The sequence below is a fragment of the Pedobacter aquatilis genome, assembly GCF_032678405.1.
GTDB classification, from domain to species: domain Bacteria; phylum Bacteroidota; class Bacteroidia; order Sphingobacteriales; family Sphingobacteriaceae; genus Pedobacter; species Pedobacter aquatilis_A.
This window is the reverse complement of the sequence record NZ_JAVTSJ010000002.1, coordinates 721,879-736,414: the sequence shown is the minus strand read 5'-3', so window position 1 is coordinate 736,414 and position 14,536 is coordinate 721,879. Positions and strand designations below refer to the sequence as shown.

Here is a 14,536-nt window from a genome sequence, read left to right as displayed (position 1 = left end):
ATCTATTCTCTAGAAACCCACCGCTGCCGGCTGCTTATTCCTTAAGTTAATTACGGTCCTGCTGATTACAGGCTGAAAAGCAATCAGCACAATAGAAATGAAGCAAAGAACAGCGATCCATTCATAATAACTCACACAGAATTCCAAAAAAGTTTGCTTTTGTAAAGCTTTATTCAATAAGCCAACAGCGGCTTTGCCTGCTTCGTCTTTTGGCATTCCCCTACTAAGTAAAGCCGACTGATATATTTGTAATCGTTCAGAGAGGCTATAATCAATCATCGAAAGGTTTGCACGCAAGCCATCACTATGCTTCCCCTTGAAATACAACTGAAAGAAATTGATTAAGGCCAGGCTTAAACTGAATGTAGAGAAACGTACAAAAATACCCACTGAGGCTGCCGACCGACTACTCTTATCAGGGACAGAAGACATGATAAACATTACAATCGGCGACATTACCATGCCTGCACCTACACCCTGAAGAAATAAAGGGATGTAGAAATTATTCGTTCCAGCTTCAGCAGCGAACAATAAACACATCCAAAGAAAAAAAGCAAGAAGCAATGTGAAACCAGCAATCCATAAAACCCTTAGATGCTTTTGCTTCGTCAAGAAACGGATAGCTATTAACGAACCCGCTACCACACCGGCAATGTTGAAAATCATAATTTCATTGGCATGCAGTGAATCCATTCCAAGTACATTGATGAAATAGGATGAAGTAAGCGAAAATGCTCCGCGGATAATGTACAAAATCACCAGAAACACAATACCAATGGCAAAGTTTCGCGATTTAAAAACACTTAAATCAACTGCCGGCCGCTTCAAGGTTTTCTGCCTTGCAAGCGAAACTGCAAACAGGAATAAAATAGAAGCAATTGAAAAAACAATACTAGAATCATCGAGCCAATCACGCTCCTGACCATAAATCAGCACGTAAGCAATTAAAACCAGCATGATAGAAAACAACACAAAACTCATCCAATCAATTTTGTATAGCGGCACTTTTCTTTGAACGTGTACGCGGTTCATCACGCTAAAAAGCAAAACGGCACTTGGTAAAAAACAGAAAATAATGGCTTTATAAATCACATTATATTCAAAATTCTCTACAATTGGCACAGAGAACAAAGCCGTAATTGGTGATACACAAAGAATCATTCCATAGAAAATGGTGTAGCCAGTTTCCTTTGCATGTTCGGATTTTAAACGACTAAACAGCAGGTTTAACGATATACTTGTTAAGCCACAGTTTACAATCCCCTGTAAGAAACGTAAAGCGAAAATCAACCACATTTCACGTACATGATAGCACCAATAAGCAATTGCTATTTCCAGTATAATACAAATCAAAAGGTAATCTTTAGTGACTACACGAGCAAAAAACCTACGTTCCACAACTGCAAAACTAGCTACGGCCGCATAAAACATTAATAATGAAAACTGAACATCAGATGGTTCAGCGCCGTAATAACCAGATGCGGCCAAACCATCGGCAGTAGACAATGCAAAAAGCAATACCGATGAGAGCAAAACAGCAAAAACACTGGTGATAACAAACCACTCCGGCACCCTTGCTTTAAAAATTGGCAAAGTATTAGTCATTACGTTTTACTTTAACACTTGCACTCATTCCTGCACTTAGTAGTGTAAAATCTTTATCTGTTTTTTCCAAACGAATACGAACAGGGATACGCTGTGCAATTTTCACGAAATTACCAGTAGAGTTATCTGGAGGCAATAAAGAAAATCTTGAACCAGTTGCGCCAGAAAGTGATTCGATCTTGCCAGTAAATAATTCGTTAGGAAAAGCGTCAACCGCTACATCTACCTTCTCACCTACATGCATTTTAGCGATTTGTGTTTCCTTAAAATTAGCAACAACCCATTTCCCAGCGCTGCGGTCTACAATATAAGCAATGGTCTGTCCGGTTTGCACCAACTGACCAGCCTGAATGGTTCTACGCCCCATTTTACCATCATACGGCGCTACAATTACCGTGTATGAAGTATTTAAGTTATTCCTTTTCACAACCGCTTCTCGTCTTTTAATTTCCGATTGCAACACATCGGTTTGTGCTTTAATATCGTTGGTTTTTGATATCGCAGTTAAATAATCTTCCTTAGCCGCATTATATTCAGCTTGTGCAACTTGTAGCGCACTTTCAATAGTTTCAAGCTGTTGGCGGGTAGCCGACTCTGCATCATACAATTTTTTATAACGGGCGTAATCGCTCTGAACTTTCCAAAGTTTGGCTTTAGCTGCTGCAATTTTAGCTTCTGTAACTGCAGCTGTACTCTGTGCTGTTTTAACATTACTTTGCTGAACAGCAACCTGTGCCTTTGCATTCATTAAAGATGCAGCTGCTTCATCCTGCTGAACCGTATAATCATCATCATCAATCAATACAAGGGTATCGCCTTTTTTAACTTCCTGATTTTCTTCAAATTTTACCGCTTTGATATAACCACTGACACGTGCAGTTACCGGATTAATGTATTCATCCACCTGTGCATCATTGGTTTCTTCATATTTCATATAGCCCAATAACGTTTTACCTCCCCAGATTAACAATACAACGAGCACAATTAATGCTATTATTGTGGTGATTCTGCTGATGATTTTATCGGCCTTACTTTGTGTTTGTGTGTTCATTTTATAGATTTCCTACGGCTTTTTGTAATTGATAATATTGGATTTTGGCATTCACCTTGGCTGTTGTTAACTCGAACTTCGATTGCAGAACCTGGGTTTCTGCATCAAGCAAATCGGTTAACAGTGATAGTTGGTTGAAATAGGTATTTTGCACAATACGATAACTTTCACTTGCCTGTTTAATGTTTTCTTCGGCAACTGTAATTCGCTGCAACGATTCCTTATACCTAATGTAATTTTCCTCTACCTCCTGATAGATCTTATCTTTCACATCCTCATCTTCAACAAGCTGTTGCTTTAAGCGAATCTGTGCTTCCTTAACTTTATGTTGATTGGTGTACCACGAAGAAATGGGGATTTTTAACTTTAAGCCCATCATTCCATTGCTATAAAGTGATAAGGCATATGGATAAAACTGGATTTGCGGGTAAGCATAAGCATATTCGCCAAAAAAGCCCAGTGTTGGCAAAGTATTCGACTTAACACTTTTCAATTTCAGCTTGGCAAGCTCATGTTCTTTTTCCGAAGCTTCCAATTTAAAAGATGAGCTATGTGCATCATTTAAATAATCTCCTAATTGTTTCAATGCAATTGCATTAGTTTCGTTATCGCTAATTTCAGGAACTAATAACAAGTTGCTTTCCCTTCCAATTAAAATATTTAGTTTCTGATTAGCAATCCTGATGCTATTTTTAATTTCGGTAAGCATCATTTTCTGTTTCGACAAACGTAGCTCAGCCCTTAAAACATCGCTTTTTAAAACCGTACCATTTTTATAGAGTTGATTAATTTCTGCCAACTGCTTTTCTCGGTCGCGAATGTCTTGTTCTAACAAATCGCTATAAGCATTATTCCGGTAAACATCATAAAAATAAACCGCAGCAGTGTAGTGAATTTCCTGCTTACTTTCATTTTTAAGTACCTGACTTAGCTCAGCTTCCACCTTGGATGCTGCGATTTCAGTATTGGTTTTGCCTCCGTTGTAAAGATTCATGTAGGCTTCTGCACCAGCTTTATAATAGGTAGAAACCACAGGAAACTGCGATGGTGTATGGAACAAACCGTTTTCGTAAATCGGCAAAGGAAACACATAAGCATAAGTTCCACCCGCAGAAACTTCCGGCAACCGCTCAGCCTTACTCACATTTACATGTGCATCAGCAGCCTGAACATTTAAACCCTGTATTTTTAGCTTTTTACTATTACTATCGGCCATTTCCCAGATTTGATTAATGGTAAAATGGTTGTTATCGGCATTTTGTGCATAGGTAAAAATAGATGACAGAAGAAAGGTTATGCACAACCAAAATGTTCTTCTATGCTTTATAAAATTCATATCCGTTAATTAATGATGCAAATTTCGATAGAGATTTGTTTCTTTGTTTTATCTAAACCGACAGATATTTATTCAAACCAGCCAAATGATAAAAGTTAGCAACGAAGATCTTTTATTTGCAATCGACGAAAAACCAGAGACCATGTACGTTTGGCATAGCAGGTTCGAAGACCGATTTCAAGACCACACACATTTAAAAGGACAGCTTACTTATGTTGAGGGTGGCATTATTTTTTTGTACACTAAAGAGAAATCTTACTTTTTGCCAGCAAGGCATTATGTATGGATACCTGCAGGCGTAGAACACCATTTACAACATCGCTACCAGGCAGCAATTGTGCGGAATATTTATTTCGATACAACAACCGACGAAGAAAACCCTTTCTACAACCAGATTGGCATTTACCCCGTTAATAATTTGTTGCTCGAAATGTTTTTGTTCTCTGAAAGGTGGAATGGAAATATCGAACCTAAAACAAAGGAATACGATTTCCTCAACACACTTAAAAACATTCTGCCGGTGGTAAGCGAACACCCTTTGCCTATTGCATTGCCAACTACCGAAAACCAGCGGTTGCGCCCTATACTTAAACATATTATCGATCATTTATCCAACGATACTTTAAGCCTGGAAAGTGTTGGCAAGGCCATGGGATTTAGCGAACGTACCTTATCACGTCTATTTCAATCGGCAATGGATATTTCATTTTTCCAATACCTGAAACTGGCGAGAATGATAAAAGCAATGGAAAAATTACTGGAAAGCGACGCTACCATAAGTGAAATCGCTTACGCGGTTGGTTACAATAGCATTTCATCGTTTAGTAACACCTTTTACAAAATGGTGGGGAAAAGACCGTCCGAGTTTAAGGAGCTTAAGCAGGCAACCTTAACTAAAATAAATTTGGTGTAGACAGTACAGCTATCGGGCTAAATTTTTCAAAAACTGCTTCAGTATGTGGTGCATCAGGCAATTCGTCGGTTAAATCCTGCCCTGCCCAATGCTCGTAATGTTTACCATTTCGCCATAACCGGCTCTCGGTCATATCGTAAATAAAACCTTTGTAAGCCACCCAAATTTGTGGTTTATCCTGTCCGTTTCTTAAAGCAAGTTGTTGTTTGGTGTAAACCGGTAAATCCATTAAAGTTATTTTTTCATCAGTAGCGCAGAGCCTGTACAAAAGTAATAACTTCTTCCCGCTTTTTGCTTTTACGCTTCGCTTACTCGTTCCTCGTTGCTGCAGGGTAACGCTTCAATCGGGGCTAATTTGCCCTGGCAGTATTTCATTTTAACGGTTTGCAGGGCGCAGAAACCGATGTTTATAAACCTGATTGTAATGGAAAGCACGCAAACGAGGTACGAGTGCGGACTTGTAACGAAAAGCAGGACCATAGGCCGCCATAAGCCTTACCCATTCTTTTTCAAAAAAATTATATCGAAGAACTTTTTATCGCCTTACGTTTAAAAACCTCGTATAAGTAAATATTCATTAATAGAAGCCCCATGAGGTAAAAATGGTCTTCGAAAGGAATTGTACCAACTCTGAAACCTAAGTTCTCCTTGTCGTTATACAGCACAACTGGTATCGACGTTAAAAATCCGTTTACAAGGTAAAAAGGAATCAGTGAGACAAAATAAGCCCGGTAAAACTTGTACATAAACCGATGCTCGGTATTGATGTATTCTATATAAACCAGTAAAACGAACAAAAAACCAAAGTTAATTACCGTGTACCACCGGTTATGGGCAAAAAATAAAATGGCTATGCAAAGCCCCAGAAACAAGTTACTTAATGAAAAGCTGAATTTCTGCAAATCGTTTTTAGGGAAGTAAACATTAAGGCATTCGTAAATAAAAATACAAGCATAAGGAACAGTAAGGAAAAAGAGAATTTCTTCTAAAGGCAGGCCGAGCAGCTTAATTCCAACAATATAATCAGGATTAAAGGACCAGACATTTAGCTTAACAAATAATAAATCCCAAACTAAAAAAACCAGACCTGTTAACAGTATTGCCGGCAAAACAAATTTCCATTTACTAAAAAAGTGAACTTTTTTATCGAAAGATAAAACCAGTGGAAAGAAGATTACGCCAATATTAATAAGCAGGTAGATGTAATTCATTTTAGCTAAACTTTTTTAAAATCTTTATTTCTTCAGAGGTACAACGTTTGCTATCAATCATGAACCTGGCAACGTTCTTTATTAATTCTTCATCGGCCAACCCAAAATTACGGTTTTCGTAATGTTTAATAATTTCTTTTCTGTCTACCGGTAAATCTTTGCTAAAACCTAAAAAACCGGGTGTGTAATGCTCTATAGAAAAGCGCATAAACCGGATTTCCATATTCTCTTTATCCATATCAATGGCCTTTTGCATGGTTCTCAACGAAACCTTAACATACTTAATTTTATTGTAAGGATTCCAGGAATGTTTGGCTTTTAAGGCTTCTAATGTACCGCAATAAGCTGTAATTAGCGCTGTTTTATTTGGCAGCTTATTAAGTTTGGTATAAACAGAATCGGTAAGCTTTGAGCTTTCAACAGCTTTAATCAAATCTGTTTTTAGAACTGAAATTTCTTTTGGCGATAGTTGCGCCTTACAGATTTGCATGGAAACAAGCAGGAAAAATAAAATGCGTAGGTTATTCATCTGTTAAAACAAAGGTATGAAAAGAGAATTGGTTTCCTTAATCTACGCTCTTGTTTGGCTGCACATAAAGTAAATGAGTGGGAACAGAAAAGTATGAATCGAAAAATGCCTGAAACAAATCGCTAAAAAATCGCTTTATTTACGCAATGGATAAAAAACCGAAAGTTACCATCATCGGCGCTGGTTTTGCAGGTTTAGCGGCGGCTGCGGTTTTGGCTGCTGATGGTTTTGATGTTGCTGTTCTGGAAAAAAACGAAATGGCGGGTGGAAGAGCCAGAACCTGGGAAAAAGATGGCTTTACTTTCGACATGGGGCCAAGCTGGTACTGGATGCCCGATATTTTCGAAAACTTCTACCAGCAATTTGGCAAAACGACATCTGATTTTTATGAGCTAAAGCGCTTAAATCCTTCTTACCGTATCTATTTTGGGAAAAATGATACCTTAAATGTTCCGGCTACGCTTGAAGATTTATATAAATGCTTCGAAGAACTAGAGCCCGGCAGCAGCAATAACCTCGATACTTTTTTGGAACAAGCCAAATATAAATACGATGTAGGCATGAACGAATATGTTTTCAAACCTTCTCATAGCGTTATGGAGTATTTCGACCCAAGATTAGCCATTAGCGGAATTAAGCTGCAGCTACTGGGTAATATGAGGAAACATGTTCATCAGTTATTTAAAAATGAAAAGCTGAGAAAATTGTTAGAATTTCCGGTTTTATTTTTAGGGGCAACACCACAAAACACACCTGCATTGTATAGTTTAATGAACTATGCCGACCTGGTTTTAGGTACCTGGTATCCAATTGGAGGCATGCATAAAGTTGTTTCTGCTATGCAAAACATTGCAGAGGCTCAAGGTGTAAAATTTTATTTCGATACAGAAGCAGAAAAAATAGAAGTAAAAGATAAGGTAGCTACGGAAATCGTTACCAATAAAGGCAGTTTTAAAACCGATTTTATTATTGGCAATGCCGATTATCATCATATTGAGCAACAACTTTTAGCAAAAGAGAATCGCAGGTACACCAAAAAATATTGGGAAGGCCGAACAATGGCGCCATCATGCTTGCTTTTTTATATTGGGTTAAATAAAAAACTAAAAAACATACTCCATCACAACTTATTCTTCGATGAAAATTTCGACGCACATGCCGAAGAAATTTATACTGAAGCAAAATGGCCGTCAAAACCATTATTTTATGCCTGCTGCCCTTCAGTAACCGATACTACTGTTGCGCCTGATGGCTGTGAAAACCTTTTCCTTTTAGTTCCACTGGCGCCCGGATTGAAAGATAACGAAAGCAAAAGAGAAGAATACTTTAATATATTGGTTAAAAGATTTGAAGAACTTACCCAAAACGACATTAGTGATAGCATTTTATTTAAGAGAAGTTATGCCATGAACGATTTCGTTGAAGACTACAATGCATTTAAAGGAAATGCGTATGGTTTAGCAAACACTTTGAAACAGACAGCGTTTCTAAAACCAAAGATGAAAAGTAAAGTAACAAATTTTTTATATACTGGTCAATTAACTGTTCCAGGACCGGGAGTACCCCCTGCAATCATTTCAGGACAGGTTGCGGCAAAAGAAATAAAAAAAAAGTTAAAAAAAGCTTGACAAACTTAAAATTTCCCTTATCTTTATAACCACAAAACAAAAACACTGCAAAATAACCATTAAACACGTATTTATTCGGTGTTTGCAATTGTTTCGAAATTAGAGAGAAGGAATACTGTTGAAATAAAACATAAGAATCAACTAACCAAATATATGATAAGCAAAAAGGCCCGGATTTATTCCAGGCCTTTTGCTTTTACGGCTTTTTGTGAAGATTTATTTTCAATATCACAAGAATAAGCCATGGAAATAAAAAAGGCCCAGATATCTCTGAGCCCTTCATTTTTCATTAGATGTGTTTTAAGCCATTTCTGAAATAGCAATATCTTTTGAATATGTTTTTAAATATTTTTTCAAAATACCCCTTGCAACGTGGATACGTGTTTTAACTGTTCCAATTGGAATATTCAACATATCTGCTATTTCGTGGTATTTGTATCCTTCAAAATAACGAATAAATGGAACATAATACTCTTCAGGAAGCTGCGCCAATGCTTTATCAATATCCCCCAACACAAACTTACTTTCTGCCTGGTTTTTAGCGGCACTATAAGATAAATTAGCAGAAGAGATGTCTTCACTCTGTGTAATTAAAGTGTTTGTTTTAACCAAACGACGGTAATTATTGATAAAAGTGTTTTTCATGATCGTAAATAACCATCCTTTTAAATTCGTACCCTCTTTAAACTTGTTGTAATAAGTTATTGCTTTCAACATGGTATCCTGAACCAGGTCATTTGCGTCTTCAGCATCTTTTGTAAAATTTAAAGCGTACGATCTAAGTGATACAGAGTGATGGTTAACCAGATGATTGAATTCAAATTTTGTCATGATATTTAGCTTTAGGTAAGATTTAAAAAACAAATGATTTGTGTTCTATTCTGTTATTACCTAAACAAACTTAATACCAAAAATTTCTGGCACGGTGCCAAAATCTTGTTATTTAATGCAATCGGGTTTTCGTCACAGGATATTTACTTCCCGCTCTAAAGTAACACCAAAAGTACTTTTAACACTGTCTATTATCTGTGAAGAAAAATCGTACACTTCTTTGCCTGAGGCATTTCCATGGTTAACTAAAACCAAAGCCTGGTTTTTCCAGGTTCCTGTATTCCCGGCGATCTTACCTTTCCAGCCACATTGCTCGATCAACCATCCGGCAGCGAGCTTAATTTTATCGTCAGCTGTAGGGTAATGTACCACATCGGGGTGTTTAGAAACAACTTCGGCAAATTCGTACTTTTCTATAACCGGGTTTTTGAAAAAACTACCGGCGTTACCGATTGTAGATGGATCAGGCAATTTACTTACCCGTATATGTGAAACCGCGGCAGAAACATCTGCAATACCAGGAATTTCAATCCCTCTTTTTTCGAGCTCAGCCTCAATAGCACCATATGAAGTATTTACCTTTGCCTCGGCTTTTAAATTAAAGGTTACCGAAGTAATGATGTATTGCCCTTTTAAAGCACCTTTAAATATGCTTTCGCGATAACCAAAATGGCAATCGGCATAAGAAAAAGTTTTTATAAGGCCGGTTTTGATTTCGAAAGCGGTACAACTTTCAAAAACATCCTTTAACTCTACACCATAAGCACCAATGTTTTGTATAGGCGATGCGCCAACCGTGCCGGGTATTAAACTCAGGTTCTCGACCCCTGCATAATGATGTTCTACACAATAATTCACAAAATCATTCCATACCACACCAGCACCTGCTGTAACTTTTATTATATCAGCTTCAACTTCTGAGCTTATCCCTTCAATGCTCATTTTTATTACAAGTCCATCATAGTCTTGTGTAAATAAAATATTGCTTCCCCCGCCAATGATTAAAAGCTTGTTACTTTTTACCAGGGGGTTTCCGAATAACGTTTTTAAATCCAATTCGTTAAATATTTCAGCAAAGAATGCAGTTTTAACATCAATACCAAATGTATTGTAAGGTTTAAGCGAAATATTCTGTTGAATTTGAAGCATGTTATTTTGTGTTGTGCACAAAAGTAAGAATTATGGATAGAAAATCAGTTAAGGCATTATCTTAGTTATCGCCTTATCAAAATTAACGCTTAATGTTTCGGCCTGATTACCCTCTATTTTAACTCCTGTTAACTTCCAGCCAATAAATTCGGGTTTCTTTTTTGCCAAATCAAGCAACTGATACCTTTGCTTAGTTAAAGCAGCACTAATCTGCCCAACACTATCAGACTCCTTTTGGCTTAAATGTTCTATCTGACTTTCTAGGACAGCAAGAACAGAATCAAGCTCCTTTCCTCTCTTTATACTATCAGCATAAGCTTTTGGTGAGATATTATACAAACTATCGAGATTGGATTGGTCAAAATTGAGTTTTTGTACAGCATTTTCATATTTGGCTTCCACTAAATCGATAGCCTTATCTTTATCTGTTTTCCTGACGCAAGAAGACAATACTGCTAGCATTAAACCAAATAGCAGCTTTTTTATTTTTATCATATATTAAATTAACGGATAAACTAAAAGTAAAGAGAGAGAACAATGACTTCCTTTATTAACTATAATTTATCGAGTGTTTTCTTATTTACAAACAATAACCCAAAGGCTTTACTATTGTTTTTACCTATATTTTTATGGTGAATTTTGTGTGCCTTTCTTATTGAACTCAGATACCTGTTATTACTTTTAAAGGTTTTGAAACGTCGGTGAATAAACCAATCGTGAATAACAAAATAAATCAGTCCGTAAAGGGTAATTCCGAGGCCAATAAAAAAACGATAGCCAAACACTTCTCTATCGATATACATCAGGTAGAGCGAAATTCCGGCAAATAACAACGCAAATAAATCATTCCATTCAAATAAAGATTTTGTTGGCTGGTGGTGACTTTTATGCATAAACCACAGCACGCCATGAAACAAATATTTATGAATAAACCACGATAAGCACTCCATCAAAAAGATAGTAAACAGGACGATTGAAAGGTAAATTAAGGACAGCAAATTTTCAGGATTAAATTCATAAAGATATATAAACCAACGAAAAGCATTTTAAATGTCATTAAATTGTAACGATATGACAATTTATTAATCGGTTGATTAACTATTAAAATTTTAGCATTATTTTTGACTAAAATATTAAAAAAGTCAGAAAGTAGAAAAGTAAAATGATTGTAGCCGATAAAAAGCGAGAACAAATTATTGAAGGAGCTATAAAACGCTTTATTCATTTCGGAATTGGTAAAACAACAATGAATGATATTGCGGAAGATTTGTCTGTTTCAAAACCATCTCTTTATTATTATTTCCCTGATAAAAGAAGCCTTATTGTTGGGGTTATTGAGAAGGTTTTTACAGATTACTTTGATTTATTAAAAAAGAAATACAATCCGGATGATTCGCTGGAAAACATTTTATTTCAAACGATAGACATTCGCAATACTTTTTTCATGAAGTATTTTATGTTAAGAATATCTGAAGGTTTACCAGATATTTTTAATGATGATGCCATGAAAAAGAAACTTACTACGCTTAAGGATTCGGAAAAAGTATTCTACGCACAAATTTTCGAAAAAGCACAGGAAAAAGGCGAAATAAAACACCCAAACATGGGGCATGTTGCTGAGCTCTACCTGGAAAGTTTAATGGGATTAACAAACATGTGTATCATGGAAATTGGAAAAGATTTACTTCCTGATAAGAAAGCAGTGAACAAAATGGCTCAAAAGCAGAAAGATCTTTCAACTATTTTTACAAAAGGACTAAAAGATTAAAACAAAAAACGATAGCAGAAAAGAAACGTAACAATTTACATAAATCTGCCATCTCATATTAAATAAGAACCCAAAAACAAAAAACAATACATTATGCTTAGAGTAAAACTGGTAAAATTAATGCTCATACTGATTACCGGCATGGCTTTACCTCAGTTGGTTGCCGCACAACAACGGCTAACCTTAAAGGAGGCACTAAACTTTGCACTCCAGAACAATGCTAAAATCCGTAAAGCGAAATTAGATATCGAAGGAGGAAGGTACAAGGTACAGGAAGTTAGAGCGCAGGCATTACCTCAAATTTCTGGTACTGCAGGCTTAACTTACAACCCCATTATCGGACAACTGGTTGCTAACTTCGGCGGACAAACCCAGGCTATTAAATTAGGTCAGAACTGGAATTCATCTGCAGGCGTTCAGCTTTCGCAACAATTGTTTAATCAACAGGTATTTACTGGCTTGCAGGCTGCCCGTTCGAGCGAAGAGTATTATAATTTAACTTCGCAACTTACCGAAGAACAAATTATTGAATTAGTAGCCAACAACTATTACCAGGTTTTGGTTAACAGAGAACAGCTCAATGTAATCGATACCAATATCAAAAATGTGAAAACTGTTGAGAAAGTAATTTCAAATCAATTCAAAAACGGTTTAGCCCGAAAAATCGACGTTGACCGGATCAGTGTAAATTTAACCAACCTCAACACACAACGCGATCAGGTGGTTAATGCGATAACGCTATTAGAAAATCAGCTCAAGTTCTCTATGGGAATGCCGGTTTCTACACCAATAGAACTTCCAGCTGCAGAACTTACGCAGGTTTCACAACTGCCTGTTTTTACGGACTCGGTTGACCTGGCGAACAGAACGGAAGTTAAATTACTCAACAACCAGGACAAGCTATTAAACCTTCAGCGCAAAGCTTATCTGGCAGAGTATTATCCATCACTATCATTAACCGGAAATTATACGTATTCAAGCCAGAGCGACGGTTTCGATTTCTTAAAATCAAATGCAGCAGCAATTGGTTATGGTGCATCGGCGGTTGGTTTAACCCTAAAAGTTCCAATCTTCAACGGCTTTTTAACGCGTTCGAAAGTTCGCCAGGCTAATGTCGATATCTTAAAAGCAAAAGAAGACCGCAAAGAATCAGTTAATTCCCTGAACCTTGCTTATGAGAATGCTAAAATCCAGTTACGTGATAATTTAAACACGATAAATGCACAACGTAAAAATGTTGATTTAGCACAGGAGATTTACAAAAGCACACAAAACAATTATAACAACGGCTTAGCTACATTAACCGATTTACTGGATACTGAAAATTCGCTAACCGCATCGCAAAACAGCTATACACAAGCATTATTAAACTATAAAATAGCTGAAATACAATTAATAAAATCAAACGGAAATATTAAATCGCTAGTACAATAAAAAATGAAAAGAGTAATTACCATCGTAATAGTTGTTGCAGCAGTATTAGGCCTTATTGCCTATATATTAACCAACAACAAGAAAAAAGCGGAAGAAACAACTGCATTTATTGCCAAAGGCAGTGGCGCGGTTGCCGTTAAATCGGCTCCTGTTGAGCGTAAAGAGATCAATTTGGATTTTACCGCAAACGGAACCTTTGCTGCTAACCAGGAGTTAAACTTCATGGCAGAAAACTCTGGCCGTGTTAGCAAAATTTTTGTTGAAGAAGGTAGTCGGGTGAGTAAAGGAACTGTATTAGCAAGAATTGATGCAGAAATTTTAAATACCGACAGAGAAACAGCAGAAGCTACTTATCAGAATGCTGTGAAAGATTTAGCCAGGTATGAAAGCTCATTCAAAACCGGTGGTGTTACACAACAGCAAGTAGACCAGGCTCGTTTAAACACCCAGAACGCTAAGCTTAAGTTACAACAACAACAACGCAAGTTAAATGATGCGAATATCAGATCATCAATTAACGGTGTTGTGAATAAGAAAATGATTGAAGTTGGCGCTGTAGTAGCTCCCGGAACGCAATTATTTGAATTAGTTGATGTTTCTAAGTTAAAGTTAAAAGTAAACGTAAACGAAAGCCAGGTTGCTAATTTAAAAATTGGCGATGCTGTTCAGATTCAGTCTTCGGTTTTTCCTGATGATAAATTTACAGGTAAAGTAACGTTTATTGCAGCAAAAGCTGATGAAACCTTAAACTTTCCAATCGAAGTTGAAGTAACCAACAATGTTAAAAACAGCTTAAGGGCTGGTATGTATGGAACTGCATTATTCAAATTCCCGAAACAAGCACCTGCCATTCTGGTTCCTCGTACAGCTTTCGTTGGTAGTGTAAGCAGCAACGAGGTTTATGTTTTAGATAAAGTGAAAAATACTGCTCAAACACGTAAAGTTGTTTCCGGACGTATTTTAGGTGAGAATGTTGAAATTTTAGATGGCTTAAAAGAAGGTGAAACAGTAATTACCAGCGGACAGATTAACCTGAATGATGGTACACCTGTTACAATTATCAAATAAGCTAACAGCGTAG

At 36.8% G+C, this 14,536-nt stretch carries 15 protein-coding genes; 5 read left to right on the top strand and 10 right to left on the bottom strand.

The window, feature by feature from the left end:
- Positions 1-9: 9 nt before the first annotated feature.
- The 3 genes from R2R71_RS08720 to R2R71_RS08710 are packed head-to-tail and all read right to left on the bottom strand — an operon-like array spanning position 10 to position 3,992.
- Entirely contained in the window at positions 10-1,605 is a 1,596-nt protein-coding gene (locus R2R71_RS08720) for an MFS transporter (RefSeq protein WP_316830879.1), read from the bottom strand.
- Positions 1,598-2,656 (bottom strand): HlyD family secretion protein, encoded by a 1,059-nt coding sequence (locus R2R71_RS08715; protein ID WP_316830878.1) that lies wholly within the window; start codon positions 2,654-2,656, stop codon positions 1,598-1,600. The genes R2R71_RS08720 and R2R71_RS08715 overlap by 8 nt, the downstream gene beginning before the upstream one ends.
- Before the next feature lies 1 nt (position 2,657).
- A complete protein-coding gene (locus tag R2R71_RS08710) occupies positions 2,658-3,992 on the bottom strand; it encodes a TolC family protein (protein WP_316830877.1) in 1,335 nt (444 codons plus the stop codon).
- Between the two features lie 85 nt (positions 3,993-4,077).
- Here R2R71_RS08710 and R2R71_RS08705 point away from each other — a divergent pair, with 85 nt between their 5' ends.
- Entirely contained in the window at positions 4,078-4,905 is an 828-nt protein-coding gene (locus R2R71_RS08705) for an AraC family transcriptional regulator (RefSeq protein WP_316830876.1), read from the top strand.
- On the opposite strand, the gene R2R71_RS08700 is transcribed toward R2R71_RS08705, so the two are convergent.
- The 3 genes from R2R71_RS08700 to R2R71_RS08690 all read right to left on the bottom strand — a co-directional run bounded on the left by R2R71_RS08700 (position 4,886) and on the right by R2R71_RS08690 (position 6,645).
- Positions 4,886-5,134, bottom strand: coding sequence for a cytochrome b5 domain-containing protein (locus tag R2R71_RS08700; protein ID WP_316830875.1), 249 nt, complete (start codon positions 5,132-5,134; stop codon positions 4,886-4,888). The genes R2R71_RS08705 and R2R71_RS08700 overlap by 20 nt on opposite strands.
- A gap of 289 nt (positions 5,135-5,423) precedes the next feature.
- A complete protein-coding gene (locus R2R71_RS08695; RefSeq protein WP_316830874.1) occupies positions 5,424-6,116 on the bottom strand; it encodes a lycopene cyclase domain-containing protein in 693 nt (230 codons plus the stop codon).
- A 1-nt stretch (position 6,117) separates the two neighbouring features.
- A complete protein-coding gene (locus R2R71_RS08690; protein ID WP_316830873.1) occupies positions 6,118-6,645 on the bottom strand; it encodes a hypothetical protein in 528 nt (175 codons plus the stop codon).
- 146 nt (positions 6,646-6,791) lie between these two features.
- On the opposite strand from R2R71_RS08690, the gene R2R71_RS08685 reads away from it, so the two are divergent.
- On the top strand, positions 6,792-8,273 hold the full coding sequence (locus R2R71_RS08685) for a phytoene desaturase family protein (RefSeq protein WP_316830872.1): 1,482 nt from the start codon (positions 6,792-6,794) through the stop codon (positions 8,271-8,273).
- Positions 8,274-8,573: 300 nt separating this feature from the next.
- Here R2R71_RS08685 and R2R71_RS08680 read toward each other — a convergent pair whose 3' ends face one another.
- The 4 genes from R2R71_RS08680 to R2R71_RS08665 form a co-directional block, all read right to left on the bottom strand.
- Positions 8,574-9,104, bottom strand: coding sequence for an RNA polymerase sigma factor (locus R2R71_RS08680; protein ID WP_316830871.1), 531 nt, complete (start codon positions 9,102-9,104; stop codon positions 8,574-8,576).
- Between the two features lie 132 nt (positions 9,105-9,236).
- Positions 9,237-10,253: a UDP-N-acetylmuramate dehydrogenase gene (murB, locus tag R2R71_RS08675; protein ID WP_316830870.1), complete on the bottom strand. Its 1,017-nt coding sequence runs from the start codon at positions 10,251-10,253 to the stop codon at positions 9,237-9,239.
- 48 nt (positions 10,254-10,301) lie between these two features.
- Complete coding sequence (locus R2R71_RS08670; protein ID WP_316830869.1) at positions 10,302-10,748, bottom strand: hypothetical protein; 447 nt, start codon at positions 10,746-10,748, stop codon at positions 10,302-10,304.
- Between the two features lie 59 nt (positions 10,749-10,807).
- A complete protein-coding gene (locus R2R71_RS08665; protein ID WP_316830868.1) occupies positions 10,808-11,251 on the bottom strand; it encodes a sterol desaturase family protein in 444 nt (147 codons plus the stop codon).
- 164 nt (positions 11,252-11,415) lie between these two features.
- Here R2R71_RS08665 and R2R71_RS08660 point away from each other — a divergent pair, with 164 nt between their 5' ends.
- From R2R71_RS08660 to R2R71_RS08650, 3 genes are all read left to right on the top strand, one after another.
- Positions 11,416-12,021 carry a TetR/AcrR family transcriptional regulator gene (locus tag R2R71_RS08660; protein WP_316830867.1) on the top strand — a complete coding sequence of 202 codons (606 nt, stop codon included), beginning with the start codon at positions 11,416-11,418 and terminating at the stop codon, positions 12,019-12,021.
- 93 nt (positions 12,022-12,114) lie between these two features.
- Complete coding sequence (locus tag R2R71_RS08655) at positions 12,115-13,455, top strand: TolC family protein (RefSeq protein WP_316830866.1); 1,341 nt, start codon at positions 12,115-12,117, stop codon at positions 13,453-13,455.
- A 3-nt stretch (positions 13,456-13,458) separates the two neighbouring features.
- Positions 13,459-14,523 (top strand): efflux RND transporter periplasmic adaptor subunit, encoded by a 1,065-nt coding sequence (locus R2R71_RS08650; RefSeq protein WP_316830865.1) that lies wholly within the window; start codon positions 13,459-13,461, stop codon positions 14,521-14,523.
- Positions 14,524-14,536: the final 13 nt, after the last annotated feature.

Bases quoted from the DNA above. Each gene is read 5' to 3' on its own strand.
- R2R71_RS08720 (WP_316830879.1), bottom strand. From the start codon at position 1,605: ATGACTAATACTTTGCCAATTTTTAAAGCAAGGGTGCCGGAGTGGTTT.
- R2R71_RS08715 (WP_316830878.1), bottom strand. From the start codon at position 2,656: ATGAACACACAAACACAAAGTAAGGCCGATAAAATCATCAGCAGAATC.
- R2R71_RS08710 (WP_316830877.1), bottom strand. From the start codon at position 3,992: ATGAATTTTATAAAGCATAGAAGAACATTTTGGTTGTGCATAACCTTT.
- R2R71_RS08705 (WP_316830876.1), top strand. From the start codon at position 4,078: ATGATAAAAGTTAGCAACGAAGATCTTTTATTTGCAATCGACGAAAAA.
- R2R71_RS08700 (WP_316830875.1), bottom strand. From the start codon at position 5,134: ATGGATTTACCGGTTTACACCAAACAACAACTTGCTTTAAGAAACGGA.
- R2R71_RS08695 (WP_316830874.1), bottom strand. From the start codon at position 6,116: ATGAATTACATCTACCTGCTTATTAATATTGGCGTAATCTTCTTTCCA.
- R2R71_RS08690 (WP_316830873.1), bottom strand. From the start codon at position 6,645: ATGAATAACCTACGCATTTTATTTTTCCTGCTTGTTTCCATGCAAATC.
- R2R71_RS08685 (WP_316830872.1), top strand. From the start codon at position 6,792: ATGGATAAAAAACCGAAAGTTACCATCATCGGCGCTGGTTTTGCAGGT.
- R2R71_RS08680 (WP_316830871.1), bottom strand. From the start codon at position 9,104: ATGACAAAATTTGAATTCAATCATCTGGTTAACCATCACTCTGTATCA.
- murB (WP_316830870.1), bottom strand. From the start codon at position 10,253: ATGCTTCAAATTCAACAGAATATTTCGCTTAAACCTTACAATACATTT.
- R2R71_RS08670 (WP_316830869.1), bottom strand. From the start codon at position 10,748: ATGATAAAAATAAAAAAGCTGCTATTTGGTTTAATGCTAGCAGTATTG.
- R2R71_RS08660 (WP_316830867.1), top strand. From the start codon at position 11,416: ATGATTGTAGCCGATAAAAAGCGAGAACAAATTATTGAAGGAGCTATA.
- R2R71_RS08655 (WP_316830866.1), top strand. From the start codon at position 12,115: ATGCTTAGAGTAAAACTGGTAAAATTAATGCTCATACTGATTACCGGC.
- R2R71_RS08650 (WP_316830865.1), top strand. From the start codon at position 13,459: ATGAAAAGAGTAATTACCATCGTAATAGTTGTTGCAGCAGTATTAGGC.